This window comes from Micromonospora sp. H61 (assembly GCF_018070325.1).
GTDB lineage: Bacteria > Actinomycetota > Actinomycetes > Mycobacteriales > Micromonosporaceae > Micromonospora > Micromonospora salmantinae.
This window is the reverse complement of record NZ_JAGPXY010000201.1, coordinates 1-1728: the sequence shown is the minus strand read 5'-3', so window position 1 is coordinate 1728 and position 1728 is coordinate 1. Positions and strand designations below refer to the sequence as shown.

At 65.3% G+C, this 1728-nt stretch carries 2 protein-coding genes; both read right to left on the bottom strand.

The annotated features are described in order from the left end of the window. Positions 1-365 (bottom strand): hypothetical protein (locus KBX08_RS33115; RefSeq protein WP_210787689.1); only part of this gene is annotated, 365 nt, incomplete at its 3' end. A gap of 354 nt (positions 366-719) precedes the next feature. Further along, positions 720-1577, bottom strand: a complete 858-nt coding sequence (locus KBX08_RS33110) for a hypothetical protein (RefSeq protein ID WP_210787688.1) — start codon at positions 1575-1577, stop codon at positions 720-722. Positions 1578-1728: the final 151 nt, after the last annotated feature.

Here is a 1728-nt window from a genome sequence, read left to right as displayed (position 1 = left end):
GCCATGGCAAGCGTCCGCCAAGCCGCCACAGCCTGATGTCCGTACTCCACGGCACCATGCCAGTCGCCGCCGTCGAACATAGCGCCGGCGAGGTTCACCAGCCGGGCCGCGCGGCGATTACCCACCTCGCCTGCGGGTAGTGCGTCATAGAGGCGGCGCGCGATGAGCAGTGCTGGCCGGACCAGATTGACGTCGCGGTTCGCGATCTGTGATTGGATCCGTTCCAGCACATCAACGGGTGCATGTTGTGCCACGAAGTCGATGACGGGCCGGGAGGCGTACCCGACCAAACCGGGTGCCCAGCGGAAAAGCTCGTATAGCAGATCTGCCGATGGCGGGTGGCGCACCCCGGACGCGGCAAGCATGGCGAGGCAGCGTCGTACGGCTTCGTCGTCGACACCGGAGTCGTCTTCGATGAGGCTGCGGACCAGCGTCGCGTCGTCCGGGTTGCGGTGCAGGTGGTGCCCGATGAAGTCCTCCGCTAGGCGATCGGGCGCTAGGGGCTCCAGGGCCTGGTTCCGCCTGGAGATCGGGTAGACGAACCGGTGAAGCTTGAGCAGGTCCCCGGACTCGACTGGTCCGTCGGCGAGTTCGGCGTGCTGTAACGCGCCCTTAGCGACTGCAGAATTGAGGAACGGGCCGAAGAGGGTCGCGATGAGGACCAGGCTCTCGAACTTGCCGGTAAGGGGCCTGCGTTCGATGGCGGCGATAGCGTTCCACTACCGCCTCTCGTGCTTGAGCAGGAAGGCGGACAGATCAGCTCGTCCCGGGGTCGCCTGTCGGGCCTGCCCTGCATACAAGGCGGCGAGGGCAGCCATGTGCAAGATCAGTGGTGAGCCGAACGCCTCGTCGTCGATATCCGGCGGGCGAATCGGCTTTGCAGTGACGCTCAACGCGGTCGAAAAGGCCCTGACCGCCTGATCGAAGGCATGCATGCGTTCTCGTCCACCGGCTGTAAGCGGTCCGAGTTCGATCGGATCCGCAAGGTCCATATCGAGTCGGTCCAGCTCGGCCTCGATTCGGTCCCAAGCGTCTGCTGGGCGACCGAGGAGCAGGATCCGGACTCGATCCGCTATCCGCTGAAGGCCGCGCACCAGGCTCGGTAGTTCTGGCGGTGGCCAGCGCTCCGCGTAGTCCACAACGGCAAGCAGGGGACGTCCCCCGTCCAACCTGCAACTGGCATCGGCGTCATTCTGGGGGCGATGGTCAACCGTTACCACGTCCCAGCCAGCGCGGGACGATGCGGCAGCGAGGTGGTGGGCAAGGCGGGTCTTGCCTTGCCCACCTGGGCCATAGACGTATACGACGGACATGCTGGTCGAGGGATCGTCGCGCCACTGCGTGAGACGTTCTTCTTCAGCAGGGCGTGGCCGGTAGGGCACCAACCGCTGAGCGGAGTCGAGCAGGTAACTCGGCCGTGCCGACGTTGCGGAGCGGGCCGCCACGTCTGGATACCTTTCGAGGTGGAAGCGCCGCTCACCGAGCTGGATATCAACGTCACCGCTGACCCGCCCAATCTGCAGGTTGTGACCACCAATCCAGGAACTGGCGACCGACTGGATCGTCGTCCGTCGCATCTCACCGATCCCGATGGATGCTGACGTCGTGGGCATAGCCGATCTGGATGTTGTCGCCCCCAATCGAGCTGCCAGCAACCACCTGGCGGGAAGAGCCACCATCTACTTGGCCGGAGGAGTCCGCGGCCGCAGACCGGCGGCGCCGACCTAG

Coding starts and splice junctions, on each gene's coding strand:
- KBX08_RS33110 (WP_210787688.1), bottom strand. CDS start 1,577: ATGCGACGGACGACGATCCAGTCGGTCGCCAGTTCCTGGATTGGTGGT.